Origin of the sequence: Sulfitobacter sp. R86518 (assembly GCF_042466275.1) — a bacterium.
In the GTDB taxonomy this organism is placed as follows: Bacteria; Pseudomonadota; Alphaproteobacteria; order Rhodobacterales; family Rhodobacteraceae; genus Sulfitobacter; species Sulfitobacter pontiacus.
The window spans coordinates 77169-97112 of sequence record NZ_JAXHCA010000010.1 but is presented as its reverse complement, the minus strand read 5'-3'; the positions used below and the strand labels follow the sequence as shown (position 1 = coordinate 97112).

At 59.6% G+C, this 19944-nt stretch carries 22 protein-coding genes; 6 read left to right on the top strand and 16 right to left on the bottom strand.

Annotated elements, in window-relative coordinates; all coding sequences use genetic code 11:
* Nucleotides 1-13: 13 nt before the first annotated feature.
* The 4 genes from SJY36_RS18535 to SJY36_RS18520 form a co-directional block, all read right to left on the bottom strand.
* The gene (locus SJY36_RS18535; RefSeq protein WP_037953467.1) at nucleotides 14-892 is read right to left on the bottom strand and encodes a flagellin; all 879 of its coding nucleotides are present in this window, start codon (nucleotides 890-892) and stop codon (nucleotides 14-16) included.
* Nucleotides 893-1024: 132 nt separating this feature from the next.
* On the bottom strand, nucleotides 1025-1516 hold the full coding sequence (locus SJY36_RS18530) for a flagellar biosynthesis protein FlgI (RefSeq protein ID WP_386176827.1): 492 nt from the start codon (nucleotides 1514-1516) through the stop codon (nucleotides 1025-1027).
* Entirely contained in the window at nucleotides 1513-1815 is a 303-nt protein-coding gene (locus SJY36_RS18525; protein WP_064216621.1) for a hypothetical protein, read from the bottom strand. Before SJY36_RS18525 ends, SJY36_RS18530 begins: the two co-directional genes overlap by 4 nt.
* The gene (locus SJY36_RS18520) at nucleotides 1815-2972 is read right to left on the bottom strand and encodes a flagellar basal body P-ring protein FlgI (protein ID WP_039911415.1); all 1158 of its coding nucleotides are present in this window, start codon (nucleotides 2970-2972) and stop codon (nucleotides 1815-1817) included. The genes SJY36_RS18525 and SJY36_RS18520 overlap by 1 nt, the downstream gene beginning before the upstream one ends.
* Before the next feature lie 174 nt (nucleotides 2973-3146).
* Between SJY36_RS18520 and SJY36_RS18515 the strand changes: the two genes are divergently transcribed.
* On the top strand, nucleotides 3147-3851 hold the full coding sequence (locus SJY36_RS18515; protein ID WP_005849021.1) for a response regulator transcription factor: 705 nt from the start codon (nucleotides 3147-3149) through the stop codon (nucleotides 3849-3851).
* On the opposite strand, the gene SJY36_RS18510 is transcribed toward SJY36_RS18515, so the two are convergent.
* The 5 genes from SJY36_RS18510 to SJY36_RS18490 form a co-directional block, all read right to left on the bottom strand.
* A complete protein-coding gene (locus SJY36_RS18510) occupies nucleotides 3852-4040 on the bottom strand; it encodes a flagellin (RefSeq protein ID WP_386176875.1) in 189 nt (62 codons plus the stop codon).
* Complete coding sequence (locus SJY36_RS18505) at nucleotides 3961-4932, bottom strand: flagellar hook protein (protein ID WP_386176826.1); 972 nt, start codon at nucleotides 4930-4932, stop codon at nucleotides 3961-3963. Before SJY36_RS18505 ends, SJY36_RS18510 begins: the two co-directional genes overlap by 80 nt.
* A 10-nt stretch (nucleotides 4933-4942) precedes the next feature.
* The gene (gene flgK / locus SJY36_RS18500; protein WP_064216619.1) at nucleotides 4943-6361 is read right to left on the bottom strand and encodes a flagellar hook-associated protein FlgK; all 1419 of its coding nucleotides are present in this window, start codon (nucleotides 6359-6361) and stop codon (nucleotides 4943-4945) included.
* A gap of 26 nt (nucleotides 6362-6387) precedes the next feature.
* Nucleotides 6388-7689: a flagellar hook-basal body complex protein gene (locus SJY36_RS18495; protein WP_340245428.1), complete on the bottom strand. Its 1302-nt coding sequence runs from the start codon at nucleotides 7687-7689 to the stop codon at nucleotides 6388-6390.
* Nucleotides 7690-7818: 129 nt separating this feature from the next.
* Complete coding sequence (locus SJY36_RS18490; protein WP_386176825.1) at nucleotides 7819-9636, bottom strand: tetratricopeptide repeat protein; 1818 nt, start codon at nucleotides 9634-9636, stop codon at nucleotides 7819-7821.
* 118 nt (nucleotides 9637-9754) lie between these two features.
* Between SJY36_RS18490 and SJY36_RS18485 the strand changes: the two genes are divergently transcribed.
* From SJY36_RS18485 to SJY36_RS18465, 5 genes are read left to right on the top strand one after another with little or no spacing between them, the layout of a single operon-like run.
* Nucleotides 9755-10486 (top strand): flagellar hook-basal body complex protein, encoded by a 732-nt coding sequence (locus SJY36_RS18485; RefSeq protein ID WP_386176824.1) that lies wholly within the window; start codon nucleotides 9755-9757, stop codon nucleotides 10484-10486.
* A 21-nt stretch (nucleotides 10487-10507) separates the two neighbouring features.
* Complete coding sequence (gene flgG / locus SJY36_RS18480; RefSeq protein ID WP_074636879.1) at nucleotides 10508-11293, top strand: flagellar basal-body rod protein FlgG; 786 nt, start codon at nucleotides 10508-10510, stop codon at nucleotides 11291-11293.
* A 12-nt stretch (nucleotides 11294-11305) separates the two neighbouring features.
* On the top strand, nucleotides 11306-11989 hold the full coding sequence (gene flgA, locus SJY36_RS18475) for a flagellar basal body P-ring formation chaperone FlgA (protein ID WP_064216618.1): 684 nt from the start codon (nucleotides 11306-11308) through the stop codon (nucleotides 11987-11989).
* The gene (locus SJY36_RS18470) at nucleotides 11986-12723 is read left to right on the top strand and encodes a flagellar basal body L-ring protein FlgH (RefSeq protein WP_005849010.1); all 738 of its coding nucleotides are present in this window, start codon (nucleotides 11986-11988) and stop codon (nucleotides 12721-12723) included. The genes flgA and SJY36_RS18470 overlap by 4 nt, the downstream gene beginning before the upstream one ends.
* A gap of 14 nt (nucleotides 12724-12737) precedes the next feature.
* Nucleotides 12738-13193, top strand: coding sequence for a hypothetical protein (locus SJY36_RS18465; protein WP_037942022.1), 456 nt, complete (start codon nucleotides 12738-12740; stop codon nucleotides 13191-13193).
* A 9-nt stretch (nucleotides 13194-13202) separates the two neighbouring features.
* Here SJY36_RS18465 and SJY36_RS18460 read toward each other — a convergent pair whose 3' ends face one another.
* From SJY36_RS18460 to SJY36_RS18430, 7 genes are all read right to left on the bottom strand, one after another.
* Nucleotides 13203-13874 carry a flagellar hook assembly protein FlgD gene (locus SJY36_RS18460; protein ID WP_386176823.1) on the bottom strand — a complete coding sequence of 224 codons (672 nt, stop codon included), beginning with the start codon at nucleotides 13872-13874 and terminating at the stop codon, nucleotides 13203-13205.
* A 13-nt stretch (nucleotides 13875-13887) separates the two neighbouring features.
* Entirely contained in the window at nucleotides 13888-15321 is a 1434-nt protein-coding gene (locus SJY36_RS18455; RefSeq protein WP_386176822.1) for a flagellar hook-length control protein FliK, read from the bottom strand.
* 1 nt (nucleotide 15322) lies between these two features.
* The gene (locus SJY36_RS18450) at nucleotides 15323-15994 is read right to left on the bottom strand and encodes a sigma-70 family RNA polymerase sigma factor (RefSeq protein ID WP_005849004.1); all 672 of its coding nucleotides are present in this window, start codon (nucleotides 15992-15994) and stop codon (nucleotides 15323-15325) included.
* A 126-nt stretch (nucleotides 15995-16120) separates the two neighbouring features.
* Nucleotides 16121-17404: a TRAP transporter large permease gene (locus tag SJY36_RS18445; protein ID WP_005849002.1), complete on the bottom strand. Its 1284-nt coding sequence runs from the start codon at nucleotides 17402-17404 to the stop codon at nucleotides 16121-16123.
* Complete coding sequence (locus SJY36_RS18440) at nucleotides 17397-17918, bottom strand: TRAP transporter small permease (RefSeq protein ID WP_037942018.1); 522 nt, start codon at nucleotides 17916-17918, stop codon at nucleotides 17397-17399. The genes SJY36_RS18445 and SJY36_RS18440 overlap by 8 nt, the downstream gene beginning before the upstream one ends.
* A 52-nt stretch (nucleotides 17919-17970) precedes the next feature.
* Nucleotides 17971-18951 carry a TRAP transporter substrate-binding protein gene (locus SJY36_RS18435; protein ID WP_005849000.1) on the bottom strand — a complete coding sequence of 327 codons (981 nt, stop codon included), beginning with the start codon at nucleotides 18949-18951 and terminating at the stop codon, nucleotides 17971-17973.
* Nucleotides 18952-19039: 88 nt separating this feature from the next.
* Nucleotides 19040-19921, bottom strand: coding sequence for an NAD(P)-dependent oxidoreductase (locus SJY36_RS18430; RefSeq protein ID WP_386176821.1), 882 nt, complete (start codon nucleotides 19919-19921; stop codon nucleotides 19040-19042).
* Nucleotides 19922-19944: the final 23 nt, after the last annotated feature.

The following is a 19944-nucleotide window of genomic DNA, read 5'->3' as shown; positions in this document are numbered from 1 at the left end:
CGTTTAAACCGAATTAACGGAACAAGCTCAGGATGTTCTGAGGCGCCTGGTTTGCAATCGACAAGGACTGCGTCGCCAGCTGCTGCTGAACCTGATAGGCCTGCAAACGCGCCGCTTCTTCTTCCATATCCGCATCAACCATCGAGCTCACGCCGGAATCCAGCGTGTCTGTCAAAGCGTCAAGAAACTGCATTTGTCCATCAAGCGTGTTTTCAGTGATACCCAAAGACGTCGCGGCGGTGATTGACTTTGCAAGCTCCACTTCAGCAAACTGAAGTTTCGTAGCTAGAGTCTCGCCATCTGCTGCACCTGTTGTCGTATTGGTGACATCAATCTTAGCAAATTCGTCTTTGATCGCCCCCAAGTTCACTTCTGAAAACTCAAAGGTCGTTGCTGTAATGCCGCCGGATGCACCACGAGTGATGCCGTTTACCACGGTTACCGATGTCTTTGCTGTCGTTCCATCGGCTTCGAAACCGTAGTCTCCATCGACGAGGTTGTCGCCATTGAAGGTAGATTGGTTGATTGCTGATGTCATATTTTCGACAAGCGCATCGATTTCAAGCTGAACGTCCGCACGATTTACGCCTTCAGTTTGAGCAAACGCTACACGCTCAACGATCTGCTGGGCAATATCTGCTACTGTTTCAGCGCCCAGACGAGCTGTTGCGACGGAGTTTTTTGTAGCGGTCATGCCTTCGTTAATGGCTTTGAACATGCCGCTATCACCCTTCATCGTCTCAGAGACGGCAAAATAGGCGGCGTTGTCCTTGCCGGACGCGACTTTCAAACCTGTGGACACTCGGTCTTGCGTTTCGTTCAATCCACGGTTCACGTCACGAAGAGTGGAAAGAGCGTTCATTGCGGAGCTATTGGTGAGAATGGACGACATTTAATGTTCTCCTTGCTTCTCGTATTGATCCAGTCTTCTGACTGAGGTCAGCCGTAAAAGGCTAACCTGAACTACATAGCAGTTCAGGTTAAAGCAGGGTTAACAAATTGAGTGAAATCGGCGGAACGCGCTTTAGAATTTCTGATCGACGTGCATGTTCTTATCCGCAACGCCGCTCACACGTTGGCCCATCTTGCCATAATTTCCGTCTAGCGCGTTACGATTACTGATTTTTTTGACCTCGCGCAGAATGGTGCGGGCGGCGACGGCCATGCGGGATAAAATTGCGCTATCCTCTTCAATCGCCCCCTTTAACTGCTTGAGCTGCGCCTTCACCTCCAGCTCAACCATAATCGGGTGCTCCATAAAGGGTTCGACCAACGGGGTTTGCAGCTCCAGCCACTTCAACGCGCGGGATTTTTCTTCGAAGATCGCGCTAACGACATCCAGATTGCCGGCTTTGATCGCCTGGACCTCGCGGTTCAGCACGTCGATTGTGTCGTGGATCTTCGCGACATAGGCGTGAATGTTTTCCTCGTCCTGCGGGGTCAGCACCAGCTGGTCAGGGGCCTCGCCCTCGGGCGCGGTGCCGCGTTGACCGAAACGGAAGGTGCGCGGGGTCATTCGCCCTGCTCCGCAAATTTGGCCTTGCCCTGCCCGTAGGCGTCCAGCATTTGCGACACGCTACCGGAAAAACCCAAGCCGCCCTGCTCTACCAACTGGCCGGCGACGGCTTCGGACATGAAGGACCGCCACATATCCGCCTGCTGTTCCCCGCCGAAAGCAGAGGCACCGGCGGTTTTCATCATCTCGTCGACGAACTGGGTTAAGAACACCTTTTCGAATTCTTTACCTGTTTGCACCGCGCGGTCGGGTTTGGCGATGTCGAAACTAGGCAGTGACGGGGGGATTGAACCGGTCATCAGATAATCTCCAGATCGGCGTGAAGCGCCCCCGCGGCCTTGATGGCCTGCAAAATCGCAATGGTTTGCCGTGCGCCAACGCCGATGGCGTTCAGCCCGTCAACAAGCTCTTGCAGGCTCACGTCACCGTTCAGAATGGTAAAGCTGCCGTCAGTTTCTTCGATATCAATCTCGGTCTCCGGCACGATCACGGTCGTCCCCCCGATAGAGATAGGTTCCTCGCTGATCACGGCCGTATTCCCGCCAAGGCTGATCGGACCGGGCTGGCTGACGCCGAAATTCTCGCGCACGCGCACGGTCAGGCCACCCTGGCTGATCGCGACCTGCGCGATCCGCACGTCAGAGCCCATGACGATGGTGCCCGATTTTTCGTCAATCACGACCCGCGCCACGGCGTCCGGCGTGACCAGCAGGTTTTCCACCGCCATGATCGTCTCGGGCGCGTTGCGCTTGTCACCGACCCAGACCTCGATCGTGCCGGAATCCAGCACCTCGACCTGACTGGACCCAAGGTGTTTCGCGATGGCTTCGCGCACGCGATCCGCCGTGGTGAAATCGGGGTTGTTCAGCGCAATCCGGATACTGTCGAGCTGAAACAGGCTGAATTCGATCTCGCGTTCGACGATGGCTCCGTTTTCGATCCGCGCGATGGTCGGCACGCCATCCACAACGCTCGCGGCGTTGCCATCCACCCGGTAGCCCGAGGCCGCAACCGCGCCCTGCCCCACGGCATAGACCTCACCATCCGCGCCCGTCAGCGGGGTGATCAACAAGGTGCCGCCCCGCAGACTTGTCGCATCTCCAAGCGAAGAGACCGTGATATCGATGGGCGAGCCGCGCCGCGCAAAAGGGGGTAGCTTGGCCGTCACCATCACGGCGGCGGTGTTCTTGGTTTTCAGCGCCTCGCCATCAAGGTTCGCAACGCCAAGCCGCTCAAGCATCCCACGAATGGATTCACGGGTGAACGGGCTGGAGTTCAGCTTGTCCCCCGTCCCCAGAAGCCCGACAACGAGGCCATATCCGATCAGATGGTTTTCCCGCACACCTTCAAAATGCGCAATATCCTTGATCCGGACCTCGGCCCAGGACGGCATCGCGGGCACAACCAAAAGTGTTGCGGCGGCAAGGGCCTGCAGGCAGCGCAACAGGCGGGTCATGGGGCGTCGCTGGCTGTGCGCCATTGCGAAATCTCCGGTACAAGAACAGTTCAACTATCCTTGGCATAATCACGTAATAACCGGATTTATACAAGTTAAATCATCTATTAATTGTTGCTACCGCAGAATATACTTGCTACCGATAGGAATAGTCAGGGTTTAGGGCACACAAACATGCGCATGTATATTTTCGAACAGCGGAAAGAACGATGCGCCGGCCTTACGGCAGAGCTGCGCAGCGCAGGTATCGAGCTTCAGTTCGTCACCGCCGAGTTTTTCACGACGGGCCTTGGCCCTTTGCTGCAACCGGGCCATCAGACCAATGCCGTTCTGATCGGTGAATGTGACGATACGCGTGAATATATCCGCGCGATGCGTACCGCAGGCTGCGTCAACCCAGTGATCGTGCTCAAGGATTTCCGCAACGCCAAGGATACGTCGGACCTGCTGAACCTTGGCGCGGATGATGTGATCGTCAGCCCGATCCGTGGGGCCGAAGTGCTGTCGCGGACCAATTCGATCATCCGGCGCCACTATGGCCATGCTTCTGAAAGCGTGATCGTCGGAGAACTGACCGCCTATTTCGACGGGCGCGATCCGATTGTATCGGGCAGCCGCATCAAACTGTCGAAACGCGAATATTCGGTGTTCCAGCATCTTGCGCTGAACTCGAACAAAGTCATCTCTAAAGACGCGATTTATGACGCAATCTACGGCAGCAGCATCGATCAGCCCTTCGATAAGGTCATTGACGTCTACATCTGCAAGCTGCGCAAAAAGCTCGCTTCCGCGTCGAAGTCAGGCTGGCAGTATATCGAAACCGTGCATGGCCGCGGCTACAAGCTAAGCTCGCCTGAAGTGACGTCGAAAGCCGGTTGATCAGCGCAGGTAATTCAGGATCGACAGGCTCGAAAGCCGCGAGGAAACCTGATAGCTCGCCTGCAACTGTGTCTCAAGACTATTCATGCGCGTGATCGCCTCGTAGGGATCAACACTTTCGTAGTTCGAGATTTGCGTCCGCTGCACCAGCGATAGATCGGTCAGCTGCGTTTGGGTCTTCTCGACGATCTGCTGGTTGAACCCGATCCGCGCCGAGATATCCAACATACCCTCTTGCGACGCCGACAGGCTGTCGACCACCTTCTGACATCCAAGTGCTATAGGCCGCTTCGTCCATCTGACTCACGTCGGTCACGGCCAGCATCGCCAACCCTTTGTAGGCATCGCGGAAAGACTGGTCATTGGCGCGCACACCGTAGACGACCTCTTGGCCGGTATTCACCCAGGCGCTGATCTGCTTTGTCTCGGCCCCACTGGCATCACGCTCGGGCGAGCCTTGATAGAAGGTGCCCTGAAAATTCCGGCTGGCGTCGGCGTCTTGCGAGTTGAACACGGTCTCTAGCTGATCCGCGATGGCTTGGGCGCTGGCTGGGTCGGTTGGACCGGTGCCAAAAATCTCTTCAACCACCGACTGCGGTGAACGGCCTGTGTCGGCACTGGTTTCAGGCCAGCGGGTCAGCGAGGTCTTGTTGGATTCCAGCCCCGAAAACAGGTTCTCGCCATTATACGACGTGTTCATCGTCGACACGAGGCTTTCCAGCGCGGCGCGGGCTTGCATCTGCAACACCTCGGCCCCGTTGCCATTGCGTGTGGCATTGACTAGCGCGCTTTCCAGCACCGATTGTACCTGCGTGCGTGCCGCATCGACGGACGCAAGCATCGCGTCAAGCTTGCTCGCCAGCACCTCGTTCGATGTCATGAAGGTCTGGGTATTCGCCTCGCGCCCGTGCAGCTTCATCACCGAGGCCGCGCGCGGGCCCAGATCGGCATAGATGTCGGCCTTTTTTCCGGTAGAGACTTCTTCGCTCACCCGTTGCAATTCCAGCGTCGTGCGCTGCACGTTCTGCCGGTTGAAAAGGTTAAACTGGAACGACGAAAAACTGCTGATACCTAGAACCATTGTCCCTGCCTCATACCGCTGCGATCAGCGTGTCGATCATCTCTGACACTGCTGTAAGCACTCTGGAGTTTGCCGCATAGCTTTGTTCGATCAACAGCAGTTGCTGCATCTCGTCGTCAATATTCACACCTTCAGAGTTGCGCCGCGCCGACATCACGACCTCGGCCGCAGAGGCCGCAGCGTTAAAGTCATTCTCTGCCCGCGCGCGCGTGGCCGCTTGGCTGGTGATCATCTCTGCCGAAAAATCACGCAAGGTGACCTCGGCCGGAATACCCGTGCCCGTCGCCGCATTCATCGCCGTGTCGAGCCCTGCCAGAAATGCGTTGATCTGCACCGTTTCAGACCCTGCACCAGGGGACGTGGCCCCCAGACCATCGCGGATACGCCAAACCTCCGCCTCGCCAGTAGAGGAAATCTTGCTGTTTATTTGCAAACGGCTCGCCAGACCTGTGATATTTGCCGGATCAAACGCGATCCCATTATCTGTGAACAGCCCCGCCTCGCCCGGCGCAAGGCTGGCATCGGCCTCTTCAAAGGTCTGGATCAGCCCCCGCGCGTATTCGTCCAACTGTTGACTAAACTGCGGAATAGTCTCTCTCTTCAGCTCGGAAAGCCCCGCAAGACTGCCGTGCTGAATACCACGCACACCGTCTTTGAACGGGGTGATATCCTGATTGCCCGCCATCAATGTGCCGTCACTGGGGTTAAAGGTCACATCCTGTACGACGCGCCCCTCCAGCAATGCGGCCCCGCTGACCGTATAAAGGCTGATCGACCCGTTCGAAGACCGATGTATCCGCGTGTCAACGATCCCGGAAATCTGGTCAAGGATCGTGTCGACCTTTTCATCAAACTGCGCGGCCTCCAGCGAACCGGGGGTAAAGCCGCTGCCCGAGGCATTCAGATCGCGCAACTGGTATAGGGCCGTGTTCAGGTCCGCGACTTCATAGCGGATTTCCATATTCACGTCGTTCAACGTCGTGGACAGCGTTGTCGCCGCCCCTTTGACCGACCGCACCAAATCCTCTGCCGCCAGCGCAACGGATGTCTGCGCCCCGTTCGACGACGGCATATTGACCAGCGTTGTCAGGCTGTTCTGGAAATCGTTAAACCGGTCTGCGGGCGATGTGCCGTCCCCGGGTTGCCCCAGATAGGCGGTATAGGTGGTCAGCCCTTCCTGAATAGACTGATACTGCGTCATCCGACTGTTTTCGAGCCGCGACATCCGTTGCAGCGTCGCATCGACTTCGCGGCGGACCTCGCTAATGACGGCACCGCCCTGCCCGCCGCTGGCGGTGACCAGCACCGCCTCGCGCCGGACATAACCGGGGGTCATCGCATTCGACACGTTATCCGCCGCGATCCGCGACTGACCCTGTGTCGTATGCAAACCGGCTGTGGCCGAATTCAGCGCGCCCGAAAGGCTCATGTCATGCTCCGGTCAGACCGTCTGGCTTATCGTTTCAGACGGGTGGTTTCATCCATCATATCGTCGACGGTGGTGATCACTTTGGCATTGGTCGAAAACGCCCGCTGCGCCTTGATCAGGTCGGTCATCTCTTGCGCAATGTCCACGTTAGATCCTTCAAGCGCCCCGGCGTTGATCGACCCCACGGTCGAAGAATTGGCCTGCAACGCAGAGAACGACCCTGTTTCACCCGACAAGCGATAGGCGTTGCCCTTCACTTCAACCAGCCCGTTGGGGTTGGCGACGACAGCGACGGGAATGTCATAAAGCGCGCGGCGCATGCCATTATCGAAAACGCCGAACAATGTGCCGTCTTCGGTGATCTCGGTGCGCACCAGCTCGCCCGCGCTGGACCCGTCCCGATCAAACGCGAGGCTGAAGTCCCCCGCGAACTGGCTGATCCCGTCAAATGCGCCGGGCTTGCCAAGGGTGATGTCGATCTCTTGCGGGACAACCCCGTTATCAAGGGTGATCTTCGCCACGCCTGTCGCAGGGTCCACGGTAAAGGCGGCCGGTGCCGTCGCGGTGGAATTGATGTTGCTATAGCTCAGCGGAGAGCCCGCCGCTGGTCCGGCGTTGTTGAACTCGATCGTAACACTGCCCAGCCCATTGCCATTCTGATCCGCAATCGCCAGATCCCATGTGTTCGCCGTGGTGCCAGGTGCCCAGGAAAAGCTCACGCGCTGGCTTTCACCCAAGGCGGTGAACACCTCGGACGAGGTGACAAAAGGTGCGCCGGGATCGGCTTGGCCTGTGTCCTGCGATGGCAGGTTGCCAAAGGCGGTGATGGTCGAGGTCACGCCGGCAGAGATGTTCAGATTGCCGATGTTGACCGTTTCCATATCCTTGAAGGACGTCCGGTCGACCGACCCGATGTCCCCTTCCAGCCCGTAGGGGTAGCCCGCAAGATAATATCCCGCCGCGTTCTTCAGGTTGCCCTGCTCATCCGGCAGGAACGATCCCGCGCGGGTCAGCATGTAGTTGGTCTGCACTGTCTCGTTCGGGTTCATCGACACCGCGAAGAAACCGTTCCCGCCAATCGCCAGATCGGTAGAGGAGTTGGTCGAGATCAGGCCGCCTGCTGTCGCGATGTCCAGCTCTTCAACGGCGTTGACCGACAGGACCCCGTCGCCATTCCCGCCCGAGGCAGTGGTCGTGACCATATGCGCGAACCCGCGGCGGTACCCCACCGTGTTCGAGTTTGCGATGTTCTCGGAGATGCTGCCAACCGCCTTGGAGTTGGCGCGCAGCCCGCTGACACCCGTCTGAAGCGCACTTGAAATGCTCATTTTCCTACCTCGTTGTCGTTCTTGGTATTCTTGCCTAACAGGACAAATAATCGAATTGGTTTAAAGAAGGTTAAATTTTCGCGATTTATTTTTGTCTAACCTTGGTTTAGCCGAAATTTGCAGCCGAGTTCATGGAGATATCCCTGAATTCGCGATGCTTTCAAACGCATTCTCTAGCTGCTCCAGCCGCTTCGCCGCCCCGCCCGCGCTCAGCGGCAGCACGTTATCGCGCACCTCGGATATGCTATTCGCCAAAGAAATCAGGTCTTTAGACGGCGTGAGACTGGGGAAGGAACGCGTCACCTGCTGTAACGTCTCTTGGTCTTCGGACCGATAGGCCGCGATCAACAGGCGTGTGGCATCCTGCAAGGAAAAATCCTGCGGATATGCCCGCCAAAGCTGCGAAAGAACGTCCGCCGCCTGCGGCCAGCGCTCCTCCTCCGACAGCGCGAGGCCCACATCTCGCAAATGCTGCGCCGTTGGTGCATCGACGGACGCCTTGAGCAACGCAGGCTTATCCCCCAGTTTAGAGAGGGTTTGCGCCAGCAAACTCTGATGCGCCTCCTCCATCTCGGGGGCGACGCTGACGTCCATCAGTTCCAACGTCAGCCGCGCATCGGCGAATTGCCCGCCCTGCACCTGCGCTTGCGCAAGCTTCATGTTCAGGCGAAAAATCTCGGCCGCGCGGGAGGTGCCTTGTTCTTCCTGCTTTTCTTGCAAGATACGCACGGCACGACGGTATTCCTTGGCCGCCAGATCGGTCGACCCCAGTTTCAGGACGTAGTCACCCAGTGTTTCAATCTGCGCCGTGAACCCTTCGGTATAGCGAAAATAGGGCAGCAAACGCAGATGCAGCGCGACCCAAGCCGACAGCGGATACTGCCCCTCGCCCCCTGCCTTATAGATATCTGCCAGCAATTCTTGCGCCTGCGCCTCGATCGGGGCGGCTTCGGCACGTTCGGGGAACCGCAGCAGAATACGGCCAAGGGTCAACACGGCTTCGGGATGATTGCCCAATGCGTGGTACACCCGCTCAAGCCGGCGCAATACTTCCAGCTCGTACCGCCCGCCGCGCCAAGCCTCTGATCCGCCCTCTAGGGTCGATTGTGCCGCCAACAGCGCCCCTCTTCCGCCATCGGCAAGCGCCATATCCGCAACCGCCAAACGGGCGCGCACGGCGTATTGGTCCCAGCCCTCTGCCGCTTCCAGATAGATCTTGAGCGCGGTCGCCGCGTCCCCCCGCTTTTGCGCGGCGCGTGCGCGCAGGAATGTACCGGATTCGGCCCCGGCCAGCTCTGGCATTTCGTCCAGCAGGCGCAGGGTCGCATCGACATATTCGCGCTTGTCCAGCTCAATCGCCGCTTCAAGCAGCACAGGCAGAACGGCCCGCACGACGGATTCCGGCTGTGTGCTCAGCCCGCCAAAGCTTGGCTCGATATTATCCGACAAGCGCCGAACGTCGGAGGTGGCAATCGCGTCCAGACTAGCCCAAAAGGCGCGATCCGGTCGGTTGCCGGCCAGCGGAGACGTGTTGAATGGGGGCGTTACCGCGGTCGGTGCCTCCCCCGCCAGCAGACGCACCGCGTCGGACAGTGCACGGTGACGGCGCTTATGAATCGGCGTATCAGGGGTCACTTCGGCAAGGATAGAGCCCGCCTCGAACAGCAGCATATGGGCCATATAGAGTTCGGCCACATCCATCATCACCCGCGTCTGGTCGCTGCCCCGCTGGCTGCCGAGCTTGGCGATGCTGTGTCGCAAATCATCGCGCAACCCGTCCGGAGACCAGCGCCGCAAATCCAGATCCCGCCGCCATGTCTGCCCTGCGTCCAACGCGCTGTGATCCAGCGTATCAACCACATCAGAGGGCGCGGCCACAAGCACACCCGCCGGAACCGCAAGAACCAGCAACGCTTTAACCACCGATATGCAAATATACTGGCGCACACCTATCCTTGAGAGTGTAAATAGAACTTGCCTTATCCTTGTATTCATGAAAATTTGTATTTGCAATGACATGTACAATGCGTTTTTTCGTGATGCTTCAGCACCGCCGGAGGATGAGATGAGCAATATCAGTTATGTGGCGCTTTCTCAGGCAACCGCGCTGACCCGCAGCATGGACACGACGGCGCATAACCTCGCCAACGCCACGACCTCGGGTTACAAGGCGATCCATCCCGTGCTTGAATCCGTGCCCGATGGCAGCGGCGACAACGCGATCAACTATGTGCGCGAAAGCGGGACGTACCTTGAGCTTGCCAACGGCCCGTTAATGCAGACCGGCAACCCGATGGACATCGCCGTGGCCGGTGACGGCTGGCTCAGCTTCCAGCTGCCCGGCGGCGAAACCGGTTACAGCCGTCACGGGCGTCTTGTTGTGGATGTCGACGGCCAATTGAAAACCGCAGGCGGTATGCCCCTGCTTGGCGTGGGCGGCGGGCCTGTCGTGCTTCCCGATGATGTGGGGGACGAGGTGGTAATCACCACCAGCGGCACCGTGACCAACCCCCAAGGCGCGGTGCTTGGCGCGGTCAGCGTTGTCGCGATCAACGAGGCGGCGCAGATGCTGCCCATGGGCGCGGGCATGTACCAGTTGCCCCCGAACGCAGGCCAGCCGCAGCAGATGGAGAACCCGCAGGTCAAGCAGGGCTTTATCGAAGGCAGCAACGTGAACGCCGTCCTTGAAATGACCCGTCTGATCGACATCCAACGGGCCTATGAGAATTCGGTCAAACTGATGGGGTCGGACGATGATCTGACCCGCACGGCCATCCAGAAACTTGGGCGCGTATAACGCCGCCGGAAGGAGCATAAGATGAAAGCACTCGGGATCGCGGCCACGGGCATGTTGGCGCAACAGACCAACGTTGACGTCATCGCCAACAACATCGCCAACGCCAACACCACCGGCTTTAAAAGCGGGCGCGCCGCGTTTCAGGATCTGGTCTATCAAAGCTTTGCGAGCGCCGGATCTCTGACCTCCGAAGAAGGCACTGCGCGGCCTGTAGGTACTGATATCGGCTTGGGCGTGCAAGCGGCGGGCGTGATCCGTCACAACATCCAGGGCGGCTTGGTGCAAACCGAAAACCAGTTGGACCTCGCGATCGAGGGGCGCGGCTATTTCACTGTAAACCGTCCCGATGGCACACAGGCCTTTACCCGCGACGGGAACTTCCAACTGAGCGCCGAAGGCCAGCTGGTCACCCTGAACGGCTATGAGGTAGAGCCCGCGATCATCGTGCCCGAACTGACCCGTCAGGTCGAAATCAACCAGGAAGGCGTGGTCATGGCCTATGTTGAAAACGACCCTGAACCGGTGGAACTGGGCCAGTTGAACTTTGCGACCTTCCTGAACGAAGCGGGCCTGAAACCTGTCGGTGACAACTTGATGGAGCAGACCGCCGCGTCGGGTGAGCCTGTGCAGAACGTCCCCGGCACCCCCGGCGTCGGCATCACACGGCAGGGATATCTTGAACAGTCGAACGTCAACATCATCCAGCAGATCACCGACCTGATTTCGGCACAGCGCGCCTACGAGATGAACTCCAAGGCGATCGAGACCGCCGATCAGATCATGACCACGACGAACCAGATCAAGTAACGGGTTGAACCGATGAAACGTGTTGCCATTGCCCTTTTCGTGTTGTTCCAGCTTGCCGCCGCTCTTGTGGTGGCGGGCCCTGTGCTTGCACAAGCCGTGCCCGTGACCGACCTGATCGAGGAACGCGCCGTCGCCGAACTGGGGGCTACTTTGCCCGCGAAAGCCAAGCTGGATATCCGCATGGCCGAGGGGATGATCAAGAAGGGCAACTTCGTGCAGGAGTTCTGGATCGACCCTGACTCGGGCCAATTCATCGCAAATGTGGTAACCGACAGCGGTGTCCCGCAACGCGTATGGGGTCTGGCGATGGTGACATTGACCGTGCCTGTTCCCAACCGGCGCATCGTGCCCGATGAAATCGTCCGCGCCCAGGACGTGTCACTGGTCGAAATGCCGATGCAGCGGGTCGGCAGCTATGCGATAAATGAATATGATCAACTCGTCGGCCAGCAGGTGCGTCGTATGCTGGTCACCGGCCGCCCCGTCCCGCGCAATTCGGTCATGCCGCCCCGTATCATCAGCCGCGGTGAAAAGGTCAAAATCCGCCTGACCCACGGCGGGCTGCAGCTAACGGCCAAAGGACGTGCCCTGGATGATGCCCATAAGGGTCAGGAATTGCGCGTCGTCAATCTTTCCAGCAACAAGGCCCTGTCGACCATCGCGATGGCAGCAGGCGTCGTCGAGGTCGTACAATGACATCCCTTCGTTTTCCCGCTCGGCTCGGCTGCCTGCTAGCAGCTTCGGCGCTTTTTCTGGCGGCCTGTGGTGATTTTCAGGAAACCCACAACCCCACGGTCAGCGATCTGACGCTGAGCCCCGACCACATGGGCGAGGTCAACCGCGTGAGCATTCCGATGCCTCTGCCCAAAGCGCCCGAACAGCCCAAACGCGCGGATCAGGCCAGCCTCTGGAGCAATTCAACACCGCGTCTGTTCCAGGACCGTCGCGCCGGCGACGTGGGCGATCTGGTCACCGTTCTGATCGATATCGATGACCGCGCGCAGTTGCAAAATGCCACAGGGCGCAGCCGGTCCTCCTCCACCGGGGTGGACGACCCCGATATCCTGAACTTCGACACCTCGACCGACAGCGGGCAGCTGATTGGCCTGTCGAGCAGTTCGTCCAGCGAAGGCGAAGGGTCGATCCGCCGGAACGAGACCATACGTCTGCGCGTGGCCGCCCTTGTGATCCAGACCCTACCCAACGGGAATTTCGTGATCGCCGGACGGCAAGAGGTCAAAGTGAACAACGAACTGCGCGAGCTGCGCATCGCTGGCATCATCCGCCAGTCCGATATCAACGTCGGGAACACCATCGACTATGACAAAATCGCCGAGGCGCGGATCACCTATGGTGGGCGCGGGCAGATTTCGACGGTGCAAACCGCGCGCTACGGTCAGGACGCGCTTGAAGTGTTCCTGCCCTACTAAGGCGGGACGCGGGTGTGATCAAATACATCATCATCGCCGTTTGCGTGATTGGTGCGGGGGCCATGGGCTATGTCGGGGAACGCTTTATGCGGCCAACGACATCGGCCCCCTCGGATCAGGCGGCGTCGCAAGAGCTGATGTTCAAGATGCCCTTGGGCAAATTTACCATGCAGATCATCCAGAGCCGCAAGATCCTGCATCTGGTGTTTGACATGGATGTCTATGTCATGGGGGCTTCGTCGTTTCACGAGATCAACGGTGCCGTCGGGCGCGCCCGTTTGCGTGACGCCACCGTGTCAGCGATCGCCGAGCTTGCGGAAACCGACCTGAGCCTCGCCCAACCGATCGAAGAAGAAGCCCGCAAAGCAGAGCTTGCCGCGCAAATCGTGCGCAAGCTCTACGTTAATTTCCCGGCGGTCCGCACTGCGCGGCTGAACAGCTTTTACGCCAATACCAGCCTGCGGAACTGACGGATCCGATCAGCTCGCCGATTTCACGGTGATCGACGACGCCGTTTCGCCGCCGTCCAGTCCAAAGATGATCTCTCCCTCGCGGAAACGTACATCTTCGACGCGGGCACTGCGCGACGGCTGGATCGCGATATTGTTGCCAGCGGCATCTTTCGCCGTCAGCACCACGGTGTATTTCCCCGCCAATTGCGCGTTGCCGTAATCGTCCTTGCCATCCCACCCCAGCGGGTTCGCGGTGCCCGATACCGTGGACAGACCGTTGATCGTACGCACATTGCGCCCCAGCGGATCATAGATTTTCGCGCTGACCTCGGCTGCGCCGGCCCCCACCTCGTAGGAGGTCGAACTCGTGCCATCTTCCAGCATTACCACATCGGATTGCACCGTGACATCGCGCCCCAAAAGATCGGTGCCCCCCAGATTCAGCAAGCCGCTGATCTGGCTGGTCAACGTCTCAAGCTGGGTATTGGTCTGCACCGCTTGTTCCACCTGCGACAACTGCGCAAGCTGTGCAACGAACTGCGTGCTATCGACCGGCTCAAGCGGATCCTGGTTCTGGATCTGCGCGGTCAGCAGCGTCAGGAACTTGGTATAATCCTCGCCCAACTGGCCCAGTGAATCCTGCGCCGAGCTTTGGTTTGAGCTTGTGAAATTGTTCAACAGTGTCTGGCTTGTCAGCATGGATCACACCCCCTTAGGTGAGAATATCAAGTTGTCCGTCATCCACCACATTTTTGTGCTGAACGCCAGCGGTCACGGGGCCTACGCCGTCATCAATGCCCCCACCGAACCCCGCGGTAGAGCGTTGTTGATCGCGCGCACCCTCGTCCGAGAACCCCTGCTGGAATTCAAAGCTGCCCGCGTCGGTAAACCCGAGCCCCTGCGCCAAAAGCTGGCGTTCATCGCGCAGCGTTTGCAGCACGGCAGGGTTCTCGACACGGACCACAACGCGGGTACCGCTGTCCTTGTCGGTGACGACCTCGATCTCGATTTGCCCCAACCCGCGCGGATGCAAGCTGACCGAGGTGCGGCCCTCTTTCGCCTCGACGGCCTTCACTTGCGAGATCAGCGCATCGGCAAAGGGTTTCGGCGCAGGTTTGGCCTGCGTCTCGGCACTTGGCGCGGCGGCTTTCAGATCGCTTGCTTGGTCGGCGAGGATCAGCGCGTTGCTTTCCACGGGCTGCGCCTGAACCACCTCGGCGGGCCGGAAGGTCGCGGTGACATCAACGGGCGCTTTGCCCGGTGCGGCTGCGCCATTCTGACCTGCGTTCAAGAAGGTCGGCTGCTCCGCCCCGAAAGCGGCCTGTCGCAAGGGCGCGACGGGCGTATCCGCGTCGATTGATGGTTCTGGCGGGGCGGTTCCCTCAACAGCGGCCGCGGCTTGGGGTGTTGCACGCGGCGGGGTCGAAACCTTGTCACTAACCTGCGGCTTAGGGACAGGTTGTACCCCCGCCGCCCCCTGCGTTTGCGCAACGGTTTGAACCTCTGCCGTGGCAGCGATCGGTTGCTGTGCCGCTACTGCTGTCGCGGTGGCAGCAACGGGCTGCGGCACAGCAGAGGTTTGCGGTGCGGGCGCCGCGATTTTGACATCGGCTTTCGCCTCGACAGGGGATCGCGCCGCAGGTGCAGCCGTTTCGGGCGCGACCTTAACAGCGGCCTGCGTCACGTTGGCCGCTACAGCGTCAGCGGCCAATGGCAACTGGGGGTCTGCGTCGCCCGCGACACCTTGCACGAACGTCTGTGGCACAGCGACTGCGGGGGCGCTGACCGTGGTTGCGGTGGTTACTTGCCCAGTTCCTTGAGCGGTAGCCCCCTCGCCCGTCGGTTGGGCGGCCGACATCAGACCGGTGAAGGATGCCTCCATCGACAGGGCCGTCGGATCGCCCGCTTGCTCTGTGGTCAGGGAAAGCCCCAGCACATCTGCCATCCCTTCGGAGGTGGTATCGTCACTACCTAGCAGAATAGGCTCACCATCGGGGTCGAGGGTGAAGGGCGGCACCGCAGCACCTGCCTCGCCAATTGCGACGGTCCCCATCAGCGCGGCGAACCCTTCGGGCACGGCGCTGGAGCCCTTGCCGGTTTTCACGCCAGCCTGCCCCGTCATCAATGCGGATAGAGCGACATTCATCTCAATGCATCTTGCTTGTCATGACGCCACGCGCCGCGAGCTCATACTTTAACCGTGACATCGCGCGGCGTTCGATCTGGCGCAGCTTGGCGGGGGTGACCTCCATCCGCGTGGCAAGATCCTGAATGCTTTCGGGGGGCTGCTGCAAGGTCCGCGCCCGCAGCACCTCGCGGTCCATCGGTTGAAGCCGTTCCATCGCCTCAAGCAATCGCGCGCGGATCAGGGTTTGCGACGACTGCGCGATCACGGCCTCTTCGGGGTTGGGGTCTTCCGACGCCAGCAGCGCAAAGCTATCATCATCGTCAATGGAATGCTGCACCGTTTTCTGCACGCCCGCCGGAGTCTCGACAATGGCGCGCAGGTGGTTGCGGGCGGTCATCGTAGCGTTCTTGACCCACCATTTCGCATAGGTCGAAAACCGCACGTCTCGATCCAGATCAAACAGATCGGCGGCGTGGATCAGCCCCAGTATCCCTTCGGAAATCAGGTCTTCGCGTTCGGCCTGATCATCGCTGAGCTTGCGCGCCCAGTAGAACACGATACGCGCATGGGACAGCACCAAGGATTCAAGCGCGAACTTATCTTTGCTGACCTGCCAATCCTTTAACAGGACACGTTCATCTTCCAACGCCAACATCGGCGCATTGCGCGCTGCTGCATAAGTTATTGTCATTGCCTGCCCAACTTTTTCCCCAACATGACCACACTTCACGAATCTGGGAAAGTTTATTTTGCTTAAGGCACGGTTAAATTGGGTTTTATCCTTGGCAAACAACCCGATATCAAAGGACAGTTTCCCCTAGAACCCGCTGAGCGTCGGCAACCACGTGGACAGCGCAGGGATAAAGGTGATCAACAGCAACGCCCCCATCAGTGCGATAAAGAACGGTGGCATTTCCTTGATCAGGGCCGATGGCTTGATGTTCACCGCCGACGAGACGACAAAAATCAGGCTTCCCACCGGCGGTGTGGTCAGACCAAGGGTCAGGTTCACAATCACGATAATCGCGAAATGATCCGGGTCGATCCCAAGCGCAAAGCTGATCGGCGCAAGGATCGGCACAAGGATCATCACCCCGGGCAGCGGGTCCATGAACAGGCCAAAGACCAGCAAAAGCGCATTCACCGCCAGCAAAAAGACAATCGGCGACAGATCCCAGGCAATGATCGTCTCTGCCAGAAACTGCGGCACGCCTTCGATGATCAACACCCAGGCAAAGGCCCGCGCCGCGCCAAGGATCAACAGCACCGCCCCCGACACCAAGGCCGCGCGCAGGATGATCGCGGGCAGATCCGCGACCCGCAGCGACCGGTAAATGAACATGCCGACGAACAGCGCATAGAAGACCGCGATCACCGACGCCTCGGTCGGGGTGAACACACCAAAACGGATACCGCCGACGATCAGCACCACCAGCATCAGCGCGGGCAGCGCGTAAAGCGCGATCCGCGCGATCTCGGCCAAGGGGGGCATCGGCGCGCCGCTGGCATAGCCGCGTTTGTGGCTGACCCGCGCATTGGCCAGCAGCACCGCTGCGGTGATCAGGATACCCGGCAGCACACCCGCCATGAACAGCGACCCGACCGATACCTGCTGGTCCTGCATGGCATAAATAATCATCGTGATCGACGGCGGGATAATCGGCCCCACGACCGAGCTCGAGATGGTGAGCGCTCCGGCATAGGCACGGCCATAGCCGCCCTTCTCCATCATGCGGATCATCATCGTCCCCGGCCCCGCAGCATCGGCCAGCGCCGAGCCGGAGATCCCCGCGAACATGGCAGAGCTGACGACATTCGCATGACCCAACCCGCCTTTCAGATGTCCCACCAGCGATTGTGCCAAGCGCAGCATCGCAAGGGTCACCGCCCCGCCGGTCATGATCTCCGCCGCGAGGATAAAGAACGGCACCGCCAGCAGCGGGAAACTATCAAGGCCCGAGAACATCTCTTTCACCACAACGAGGTTGGGGTAGGACGACCCGAAGCTCAGCGCGACAAAGACGGATATCGCCATGGCAAAGGCCACGGGCAGACCAAGGGCGAGCAGGACGAAAAGCGCGGGAAAAAGGATCTCAGCCATTTGCGCCTCCGGGCAGTGGGTCGGCGGTGGCACCATCCATACGTTTATAATCCCCCGCCATGATGAAGGGGCGCGCAATCAGCAGCAGGTGGGCGATCAGCAGCGCAAACCCGACCGGCATCGCGGCGTAGACATACAGGAAGGGCATCCGCAGTGCGGGTGTGACCTGATACTGCATGCGCTGCGCATATTGGATGCCGACGTAGACCATGAAACCGAAAAAGACCAAAAGCCCCAAGGCAATCCCCGCCCGCAGCAGCTTTTGCCCCATGCTGGGCAGTGCATCCTGTAGGTTGGTGATCGCGACATGCCCGCCGGTGCGCAGCACAAGACCCGCGCCGCCAAAGGTCATCCAGATCATCAGATAGCGCGCCGCCTCATCCGCCCAAGGCAGCGAATGGGCGGTCACATAGCGCAGGGTGATATTGGCACCGACGACCAGCGTCATTGCCGAAAGCATGAGGATCAGCGCCCAACCGTTCAACGCCACGAAAATGGTTTCCAGTCTTTTCACGGCTTCCCCTCGCCCGATGTCGCCGGCACCCCTTGGATGCCGGCGGTATTGCTCACTCGAAGTTTACGATCGAGTCGACCAGCTCTTGGCCGTAGGTGTCATAGTAGCCTTCATAGGCCGATTTGATCGACGCCTGAAACGCGGCTTTCTCTTCGGCGGACAGGGCGTTCACTTCCATGCCACGCTCTTTCAGCGTTTCCACACCCGAGGTTTCCACATTGTCGACATAGCCCCGCATCGCGGCAGCCGCTTCAGTTGCGGCTTTTTCCATCGCGGCTTTCTGATCATCGTCAAGCCCATCCCAGAAAGGTTTGGACACCAGCAGCATCGCGGGCGAATAGACGTGGCCCGACAGGGTCAGATATTTCTGAACTTCGTTCAGCTTGACCGAAACGATCACCGACAGCGGGTTTTCCTGACCGTCGATCACACCTTGCTGCAACGACGAAATCACCTCGGGCCAAGCCATCGGCGTGGGGGCGGCTCCCATGGCGTCGAATGCCGCGAGGTGCACGGGGTTTTCCATCGTGCGGATCTTCAGCCCTTCGACATCGGCAGGCGTGTGGATCGCATTGCGGTTGTTGGTGATGTGGCGAAAGCCCTGTTCGCCCCAGGCCAGACCGTGCAGGCCGACAGTGTCGAACTCGCCCAGAATTTCCTGACCGATGGGCCCGTCCAGCACTGCGCGGGCGTGGTCCAACCCGCTGAACAGGAACGGAATGTCAAAAACACCGGTGGAGGGGACGAAGTTCGCCAGCGTACCCGAGGATACGATTGTTGCCTCGATGGTGCCCAGTTGCAGCCCCTCGATCACTTCGCGTTCGCCGCCCAGACCCGAAGACGGGAAATGCTTGAAGCTGAACTGGTCGCCCGTTTCCGCCAGCACGACCTCTTCGAATTTCTGCGCCGCGACGCCGTAGTGGCTGTCGGGGGCCAGAGCATAGCCGATCTTGATCTCGGTCTGCGCGGCGGCAGCACCCGCCAGCGCGACAAAGGCGCTTGCGGCCGCAAAATGTGTCAGATTGAATTTCATGGTAACCTCCCAGTAACCTTGTGGATGTGCTATCTAAACCCACCAAAGCTGACAAGATGCAGCCCTCGTGGCACCGCGCAACGCTGGTTTAGCCCTGCGCGGATTTCCGGAACAACTTTACCAGCTCGGGCACATAGGCCTGACCATGCCCCGCCTCGACCGTTCGGGCGAGCGCGGCAGAGACGTTATCGGCGACGGTCTGTTGCGCCCCCGATGCGGTCGACATGGCACGGTAATAGTCGATGTCTTTTTGTGCATTGCTGACGAAAAAGGGCAGCCCTTCGCGGTCACCTTGCGTGATATAGGGGGCAAGGCGGTCCAGCGCGACACTGGCCCCGCCGCCACCGGCCAGAACATCCACAAAGACCTGCGGATCGATCTTTGCATCGGCGGCCTGCGCTGCGGCCTCGGCCAGCAGGGTCATGAACCCGACCGACACATAGTTATGCAGCAGCTTTAACCGGTGCCCGTGGCCAAGCGCACCGACGTGGTCGACCGTATCGGTAAAGCTTGCCAGCACGGGCCGGACCTTTTCCAGCACCGCCGCGTCACCCCCCACCAACAGGTTCAACGCCCCGTCATGGGCGTGTTTCGCCGTGCGCGTCATCGGCGCATCCAGATAGGCCCCGCCCGCGGCCTGCACCGCGTCGCCCATACGCAGGGTGCTGTCGGGCAGCGCGGTCGAACAATCGACAACCACCGCACCGGGTTTCAACGCCGACACCAGCCCGTGATCGCCGGTGACAATCGCCTCCACCTGAGGCGATCCGGTGACGCAGAGTATGATCACATCACTCACCGCCGCCAGCGCGGCAGGCGTGTCATAGGCCACCGCGCCAAGGCCAGTAATCTCGTCTACCGGCTGGTTGCCGGGGTGATCCAGAAAGCCCAGTTCGAACTTGCCCTTGCGTAAGACGTTCCGCGCAATGCCGTGGCCCATCAGACCGACACCGATAATGCCAACTTTCATCGCGTTCCTCCCTTTGTCCCGCA